This is a genomic window from Eggerthella sp. (assembly GCF_048329335.1).
GTDB lineage: Bacteria > Actinomycetota > Coriobacteriia > Coriobacteriales > Eggerthellaceae > Eggerthella > Eggerthella lenta.
In genome coordinates, this window is the sequence record NZ_DBFEGU010000093.1 from 1 (window position 1) to 8,036 (window position 8,036).

An 8,036-nucleotide genomic window follows, 5' to 3' on the forward strand; every position below is an offset into this window, starting at 1 on the left:
CGCCACGTCGATGGCGGGGATGCTCGAACGATCGAGCGGACCCGAAGCGTCGGGTTCCCCGGCGGACTCGGGTTCGACGGCGGATGCCGTGCCCTCGAAGTCGGGATCGGACTCGCCGGCCTGCGCATCCTCGGGGCCGTCGTCAGCCGCGATCGAGCGCAGCGTCGCATCGCTCGTGGACGCCGCGGCGACGGCCGCCATACGGCCGGTCAGGGGAAATCCGCAATCGTTGCAGAATTTCGCGCCGTCTTTGTTCTCAGATTGACAGTTCGGACAGATCATGCTGGCTTTCTCCCTCGCGCAAATGGCACATACGACGATTGTAGCCGAAAACGGGCCGAGCGCAGCCGGACAACGCCCCGTTTGCACGCTTCGTGACAATACCTGCAGAAAATAGGCGAGCTTCCAGGTTGGCGCAGCCGATCGGCGATAAGCGCCGAGCCGTTCCGGCCGCCGGCGGCCGGGCAGACAGAGCCCTTAAGCCCCTTCGCCGTAGCCGAAACGGCGGATCTGGTTCGCGTCGCGGCGCCAGTTCTTCTTCACCTTCACCGACAGGTCCAAGAACACGCGGCAGCCCAGCAGCTGCTCGAGGTCCTGGCGCGCCTCGGTGCCGATCTGCTTGATGGCCGCGCCCTTCTTCCCGATGATGATGCCCTTCTGGCTGTCGCGCTCCACGTACACGATGGCGAAGATGCGGTAGAGATCCTTCTTGCGATCGTACTCCATCTCCTCCACGCGCACGCCGATGGCATGGGGCACCTCGTCGTGGAACGAACGCAGGATCTTCTCGCGGATGAACTCGGCCACCACCACCTCGATGGGCTGGTCGGTCTCCATATCGGTCGGGAACCACGCCGGACCCGGCGGCAGCAGCGCCACCACCTCGTCGACGAAATCCTGCACATGCTCGCCCGTCTGGCTCGACAATTCCACCACGGCGTCCCAATCGCCCAGCTGGGCTGCGGCGAAGCGCTGGCGATCCAGCTGCTCGCCGTCCACGAGGTCGATCTTCGACAGCACGAGGATCTTCTTCGAGCGCGCGCGCTTGAGCTGAGCGGCCACCCACTCGTCGCCCGTGCCGACCGGCTTCGACGCGTCCACGAGGAAGGCGACCACGTCCACGTCCTCGAGCGCCTTGAGTGCCGACGTGTTCAGCTCCTCGCCGAGGGCGTCGTGCGGCTTGTGCAGGCCCGGCGTGTCCACGAGGATGAGCTGGAAGCCCTCGCGCGTGAGCACCGCGCGAAAGCGATGGCGCGTAGTCTGCGCCGTGTTCGACGTGATGGCGATCTTCTTGCCCATAATGGCGTTGATCAGCGTGGACTTGCCCGCATTCGGGCGCCCGACCAGCGTGACGAACCCTGACTTGAACGAATCGCCGACTGCGGGATAGATGTTGTCCATGAAAAGCCTTCCGATGTTTCCGATGCGTTAGACGAACAGCGCCGCAAGGCGCGGGACGAACACGGCGGCGGCTACCGCCACCGCGCCCAGCGCGCACACGAGCACTGCGCCGGCGGCGCAGTCTTTCGCGTGCTTGGCGAGCTCGGCGTAGTCGGGCGACACGAGGTCGACCACCGATTCGACGGCCGTGTTCAGGCATTCGGCGGCCAGCACGAGCACGATGCAGATGACGATGGCCGCCCACGACGCCGCGTCGATGCCGAGCGCGGCGCCGAGCAGCACTGCCGCGGCGCCCACCGCGAAATGTATCTTCATGTTGCGTTGCGTGCGCGCAGTGTAGACGACGCCTTCCCATGCGCACGAGAACGCGCGTCCGAGCGAGAACCGGGCGCGCGAATCCTTGTCAGCACGGTTGCGGACGAACCTCACGCCGTCCGCCGCACCGTCCTCCGGCGACGGCTTCCCCTCCGTGCGTTCGCCTTCGCCCATGGCGTCAGTCGCGTTCATGCAATCCAGCCCCTCCCCCGATCTCAGCGCTTGGACCAGGCTTCGAGGATCTCGGCCTCGCGCTTCTCCATGACCTCGGCTTCGTCATCTTCGATGTGATCGTAGCCGCACAGGTGCAGAAGGCCATGGACGAGCAGCAAGCTGATCTCCTCCTCGAACGTGGTGCCGAACTCGCGCGTCTGGCGGCTGGCCACGTCGGGGGCGATCACCACGTCGCCCAGTTCGTAGACGGGATCCTCCGCCAGCGTCATAGCCGACAGGTCGTCGTCCACGCCGTCGCACTCGAAGGACAGCACGTCGGTAGGGCCCTCCTTGTGGCGGTAGCGCTCGTTGAGCTCGGCGATAGCCTCGTCGGTGACGAAGCTGATGGACACCTCGGTGTTGAAGGGCTTGTCCTCGCGCGCCAGCACGAACTGGGTCAGCTCGTGCAGCGGCAGCTTCTCGAGGTCTTCTTTGCGGTAGTCGTAGTTGATCTGGATATCCATGATACCTCAAGCCTTTCTGCTTGCCTGATCGTAGGCCGAGACGATGGCGGCCACCAGGGAATGCCGAACCACGTCCTTGCCGGTGAAATCGCAGAACGCGATATCGTCGATGTCCTCGAGGATGGCCCGCACGCCTTTGAGGCCCGAGACGCCGCGCGGCAGGTCGAGCTGGGTCACGTCGCCCGTGACCACCATCTTCGAGCCGAAGCCCAGGCGCGTGAGGAACATCTTCATCTGCTCAGGCGTGGTGTTCTGCGCCTCGTCGAGGATGATGAAGCTGTCGTTCAGGGTGCGCCCGCGCATGAACGCGAGCGGGGCGATCTCGATGACGCCGCTCTCGACGAGCTGCGTGGCGCGCTCCATGTCGGTCATGTCGAACAGAGCGTCGTAAAGCGGGCGGATGTAGGGATCCACCTTCTCGGTGAGGGTTCCGGGCAGAAAGCCCAGGCTCTCCCCCGCTTCCACCACGGGGCGCGTGAGGATGATGCGGCCGACCTCCTTGCGCTTGAGCGCAGCCACGGCCATGGCCATGGCGAGGTACGTCTTGCCGGTGCCCGCGGGCCCGATGCCAAACGTGATGGTATGCTCGCGGATGGCGTCGACGTAGCGCTTCTGGCCCGCCGTCTTCGGACGGATGGCCCGGCCGCGGTACGTGAGCAGGATGTCCTCGCGCAGCGCCTGCGGGCTGAACTCGGCCGTGCGCAACAGGTCGATGGCGTGCCGCACGTACTCGAGCGTAGGCTCGCCGCCGCCTTCCACGAGCTTGATGAGATCCGAGAACAGCGCCGTGAGCGACTGCACCTCCAGCGGATCGCCGACGAGCTCGACCGTGTCGCCGCGAACCGTGATCCGCGAGGCGAACGCATCCTGCACGACATGGAGGATCTCGTCCGCAGGGCCGACGATGAGCGCCATGTTCACGCTTCGGGGGGCCGTGAGGGTGATTTGGGTTTGGTCAGTCATGGGGGCATTGTACCACGCACGGCCGGCGCGCGCTTCGATGTCATCGAACCGACAAGGGAATATAGTGCAGGTGATCAAGATCTGCCGGGAACGGCGAGGCGGTTCGAGGTCGCGCCGCTCCCGCCTCGCATCTTCGCTCCGAAAACACGCCTCAGGGTCGTTTTCCGTGTGTTACGGGCGAAGACGCATTGCCCGCACGCGCACCCGCGTCCTCAGGCCAGCCGGTAGGCCCACAGCGCCTTCGTCTGGCCGAGCACCGTGTCCACGTTCCAGGCTCTGTTCGAGCGCTCGGCCGAGTACGGATCGTTGATGCGCAGGTTCCCGTCGCCGTCGATGCCGGTGACGACGAAGAAGTGGCCGTTGTCGGTGAAGTCTCCAGGGCCGACGTTGCAGACGAGCACGGCGCCGCCTTCGAGCGCCGCGCGCACGCTGCCCGCATCGACCGAGAGCGCCTCGCAGGAAAGGCCGAGCGAGGCTGCCTCGCTCACGAGGAACGAGGAGTCGGTGCCGTCGAACGCCGTCTCAAAGCCGCCGTCGCTCGCACGTTTCCCCATATCGTAGGGCGACAGATCGCCCTTGCCGGTGAGGCCCTGGTACACCATGGAAAGCGACGTGGGGCAGCATCCCGTCAGCGCGAACGTCGTGGAGCTGTACACGGTGGAGCCCCAGCGCTGATCCCACTGGTAGAGACGCGGCACCTCGCCTGAGGCGGGGTCGTCCGTACCGAGGGCGCTCTCGGCCGGATAGGCGTCGGGAAACGTGCGCACGAAGGGCACGGCCTCGGGCTCGACGGCGGCCAGCTTGAGCAGCTTGTACTGCACCGCTTCGCCGTCCACGGCGTAGGCGTCCGGATGGGCGGCGATCCATGCCGCGTCGTCGCTCGCCGAAGCCGCTTGGACGAGCTGGGCGGCCAAATCGTCGCCGAGCACGGCCTTGAGCTTGGCCTCGTCGATAGGATCGCGCTGCGTCTGCTGCTGGACGGGAGCCCGGTCAGCCTCGTCCGGCGCCTGCGTCGCAGCGCCGGCGGCCATGCAGCCGCGAACGCCCGCGACAAGCACGACGACCAGCACGATCGCGGCCGCCGCGATCGCGAGGCGCTTGGGACCGACGGCGCGCACGAGGTTCGTCGCAGCCTCGGAGAAGGCGAACAGGAGCTCCGAGCCGTGCGCCTCCCATGAGTGCCGATTGCCCGTTCCAGGACGGCTCGAACGGAGACGACCCGAGCTTATCGGCTCGCGCGCGTCATGCACGCCGTGCGTATCGCGGCCGGTGGGCGCTTCCCCGCGCATGCGCGCCTTGCGCTCCTCGAGCCTCCTGCGCGCCCGCTCGCGCGCCTCGTCGTCGCCCATTCGCGCCTCCCGTTTTAAATCGCTATTCTGACTAGTATACAGCCTATCGGAAAACAGAGGCATTTCGAATCGCCTCATTCAAGAAAGGGCCAGCAGCCGCAGGGGTTCAGAAAACAAGAGAGGCTGCCATCATGGCAGATACGAAAACCCGAACATCGACGCGCTCTCCGAAATTGCCCGAGGACTCGGGGTGAGCATACGCGACCTGTTCCAATACGCGCTCTCCGTGAAGAGCTTCCCGTGCCGGAAAACGACTGCCCCGCCGTTAAACCAAGATTGACGCAGCCCGTTCTGAGCATCGCGCGCCCATGGCGATCCTTCGCGCAAACAGGCCGCTCGCCCGCTCTTGGCGCGCCGGTTCGGGGGCGATGCGCGACCGACTACAGCGTCACCTCGACCAGCGCGCCCGGGGCGGCGCCGGCGGGGGCGGGCACCTCGAAGTAGCTCTCCGTCATGGCGACGCCGCCCTCCTCCACCAAGGCGAGCTCGACGGTTCCGGCGCGGCGGGCGCGCTCGGATGCGCGCAGCTCGTCGCCCAGCGCGCGCAGCATGGCGGCGCGGGCTTCCTTGACGGCGGGCGGCACTTGGTCGGCGCGCTCGGCGGCGGGCGTCCCGATGCGCGGCGAGTACGGGAACGCGTGGATCTTCGCGAAGCGGCAGGCGCGCGCCACGTCGAGCGTCTCCTGGAACTCGGCATCGGTCTCGCCGGGGAAGCCGGCGATGATGTCGGTGGACAGCGCCAGCTGCGGGATCCGGCGGTAGAGCCGCTCCACGAGCGCGACGAAACGCTCCGCGTCGTAGGGGCGCGCCATCTCGCGCAGCACCTTCGAGCTTCCCGCCTGCAACGGCAGGTGCAGATGACGGCAGACGCGGCCGTCCGCCGAAGCCAGAAGGTCGATGAGCGCATCGTCCACATCGCGCGGCTCGATACTGGACACGCGGAAGCGCGCCGGGGCCTCGCCGGGCGCGTGCAGGTCGGCCGTCTCGTCGAGCAGGCGTCGCAGCAGAGCGGCCAGCCTGATCGCGGAGGGGTCGCGCCGTCCTCCGTCGCAGTACGACCCCAGGTTTATACCCGTGAGCACGATCTCCCGCGCGCCGGCGCGGGCATAGGACGCGCACTCGCGCACGACGTCGTCGGCCGGACGGCTGGTCGCGCGCCCGCGTGCCACGTGCACGATGCAGTACGTGCACGCGTTGTCGCAGCCGTCCTGCACCTTCACGCCCACGCGCGTGCGGAAGCCGGATCCGATATGGAGGGGCGCGTCCTCGCCGGGAGAAAAGGGCGCCTCGTCGAACAGGGCATCGATGGCCTGCGCCAGCTGGGCCTTCCCCACCACGCTCACGCGCTCGTCGAGCGCCTCGTAGAACGCGGCGTCGATGGCGGCGGCGCAGCCGGTGACCAGCACGCGGGCATGGTCGTTCGCGCGCAGGGCGCGGCGCACGGCCTTGCGGGTCTTCTTCTCGGCCTCCCCCGTGACCGTGCACGTGTTCACCACGATGAGGTCGGCGGACGCTTCGGACGTCTCGACACCGCGCAGGGCGAGGCGCGCCGCCGCATCGTCCGACTCCACGCGGTTCACCTTGCATCCCAGGTTGACGACGGCGAAATTCACGATTGCCCGCCTGCCTCGCACGCGTCCCCGGCTTCCTCGCGACGGCTTTCGACATGGGCGGACGTGCGTTCCTGCGCTTCGCGCGCGTCGTGCATCATGCGGCCCAGCTCGTGCAGGACGAGCGCGGGAGCCACGATGCCGGCCGTCTCGGTTCGCAGGATGGACGAGCCCAGCGACACGAGCGACGCACGCGGGTTGCAGGCCAGGAGCGCGTCCGCCTCGCTTCGCGAAAGGCCCCCTTCGGGGCCCACCACCACGGCGATGCGCGCGTTCTCGGGAAGCGCGCGGTCGAGCCGGAGGCCGCGCTCGAGCGCCTTCTCGATGCGCGCGTCCAGCAGCGCCTCCTCCCAGCACACCAGCACGGCGGTGGCGTGCGCCAAGGAGGCGCACACATCCGCCAGCGCCATCGGCTCGCCCACCTCGGGACACGCGCGCTGGCCGGACTGCATGGCCGCGCTCTTCGCGATGGCGCGCCATCGCTGCGTCCTCGCCGCGGCCTTCTTCGCATCGAGCCTCACGATGGAGCGCTCGCACGACATCGGAACGAACGCCGAAACGCCCAGCTCGGTGGCGTGTCGGATCACCGTCTCCATCTTGTCGCCCTTGGCCAGGCCCTGCACGAGCATCACGAGGGGGCGCTCCTCGTCGTCGAGGCGCTGCGCGATGCGCACCACCGGGACCGCATCGTCGAAAGCGGTGATCTCGCACTCGAAGTAGTCCTGCGCGGCGTCCACCACCGCGATATGCTCGCCCGGCGCAAGCCGCAGCACGCGAGCGTGCTTCGCGTCGTCCGGCGACAAACGCAGCGGGAAAGACGGCGCCCCCTCGTCGGCAAGCACCTGGTCGTGCAGGTAGAAATGCTGCAGGGACATGGCGACCCGCTAGTTGAACGCGTCGCGGAGCTTCTGAAGCGGGGTGCGCTCGTCGGCCACGTCCTCGCCCAGCTCCTCGGCCAGCTTCTCCAGCAGCTCGCGCTGCTTCTTCGTCACCTTCTTGGGCACCACGACGTTCACGTGCACGTACATGTCGCCGCGCGACTCGCTGCGGAACTTCGGCATGCCGAAGCCCTTCACGCGAACCACCTGCTCGTTCTGGCAGCCTTCGGGAATGCGCACCTGCACCTTCTCGTCCTCGAAGATGCCGTCGATCTCGATCTCGGCGCCGAGGGTGGCCTGTACGATGGAAACGTTCGCGCGCGCATGCAGGTTGTCGCCGTCGCGCTCGAAGAACTCGTGCGGCTGGATGCGGCACGTAACGATGAGGTCGCCCGGGCGGGCGCCGTGCATGCCGGCCTCGCCGAAACCGGACAGGCGCAGCTGCTGGGCGTCGCGAATGCCCACGGGCACCTCGACGGTAACGCGCTGGCGGTCGGGCACGCGGCCCTGCCCCTCGCACTCGGGGCACGGGTTCTCGATGGTGTGGCCGGTGCCGCCGCAGGTCTTGCACGTGGTGGCCGTCTGCATGTCGCCGAGGAAGGTGTGCTGGATGGTGACCACGCGGCCTTGGCCGTGGCAATCGGGGCAGGTGATCTCGCGGCCGTCGGGGCCGAGGCCCGACCCTTCGCAGTCGGGGCACGGCGCCAGGCGATCGTACACGATCTCCTTCTTGGCGCCCGCGGCCACTTCCTCCAGCGTCAGGCGCAGGCCCACGCCCATGTCACGACCTTCCTTGCGCATAGGCGCGCGGCCGGCGGCCTGCCCGCCGAAGAAGGAGCTGAA

9 protein-coding genes are annotated in these 8,036 nt (G+C 67.8%); all 9 read right to left on the reverse strand.

Going from position 1 to position 8,036, the window contains the following annotated elements:
- Positions 1 to 282: zinc-ribbon domain-containing protein (locus ACMO6A_RS02960; protein ID WP_418470756.1), on the reverse strand; the 282-nt coding region annotated here is incomplete at its 3' end.
- A gap of 195 nt (positions 283 to 477) precedes the next feature.
- Positions 478 to 1,401 (reverse strand): GTPase Era, encoded by a 924-nt coding sequence (era, locus tag ACMO6A_RS02965; RefSeq protein WP_009608610.1) that lies wholly within the window; start codon positions 1,399 to 1,401, stop codon positions 478 to 480.
- Positions 1,402 to 1,428: 27 nt separating this feature from the next.
- The gene (locus ACMO6A_RS02970; RefSeq protein ID WP_035585260.1) at positions 1,429 to 1,908 is read right to left on the reverse strand and encodes a diacylglycerol kinase family protein; all 480 of its coding nucleotides are present in this window, start codon (positions 1,906 to 1,908) and stop codon (positions 1,429 to 1,431) included.
- 23 nt (positions 1,909 to 1,931) lie between these two features.
- Complete coding sequence (ybeY, locus tag ACMO6A_RS02975; RefSeq protein ID WP_009307055.1) at positions 1,932 to 2,393, reverse strand: rRNA maturation RNase YbeY; 462 nt, start codon at positions 2,391 to 2,393, stop codon at positions 1,932 to 1,934.
- Between the two features lie 6 nt (positions 2,394 to 2,399).
- Positions 2,400 to 3,356, reverse strand: coding sequence for a PhoH family protein (locus ACMO6A_RS02980; protein WP_015760690.1), 957 nt, complete (start codon positions 3,354 to 3,356; stop codon positions 2,400 to 2,402).
- Between the two features lie 212 nt (positions 3,357 to 3,568).
- On the reverse strand, positions 3,569 to 4,705 hold the full coding sequence (locus ACMO6A_RS02985) for a C39 family peptidase (RefSeq protein ID WP_418470757.1): 1,137 nt from the start codon (positions 4,703 to 4,705) through the stop codon (positions 3,569 to 3,571).
- 380 nt (positions 4,706 to 5,085) lie between these two features.
- Positions 5,086 to 6,318 carry a MiaB/RimO family radical SAM methylthiotransferase gene (locus ACMO6A_RS02990; RefSeq protein ID WP_015760692.1) on the reverse strand — a complete coding sequence of 411 codons (1,233 nt, stop codon included), beginning with the start codon at positions 6,316 to 6,318 and terminating at the stop codon, positions 5,086 to 5,088.
- Complete coding sequence (locus ACMO6A_RS02995; protein WP_418470758.1) at positions 6,315 to 7,190, reverse strand: RsmE family RNA methyltransferase; 876 nt, start codon at positions 7,188 to 7,190, stop codon at positions 6,315 to 6,317. Before ACMO6A_RS02995 ends, ACMO6A_RS02990 begins: the two co-directional genes overlap by 4 nt.
- 9 nt (positions 7,191 to 7,199) lie before the next feature.
- Positions 7,200 to 8,036 (reverse strand): DnaJ C-terminal domain-containing protein (locus ACMO6A_RS03000; RefSeq protein ID WP_418470759.1); only part of this gene is annotated, 837 nt, incomplete at its 5' end.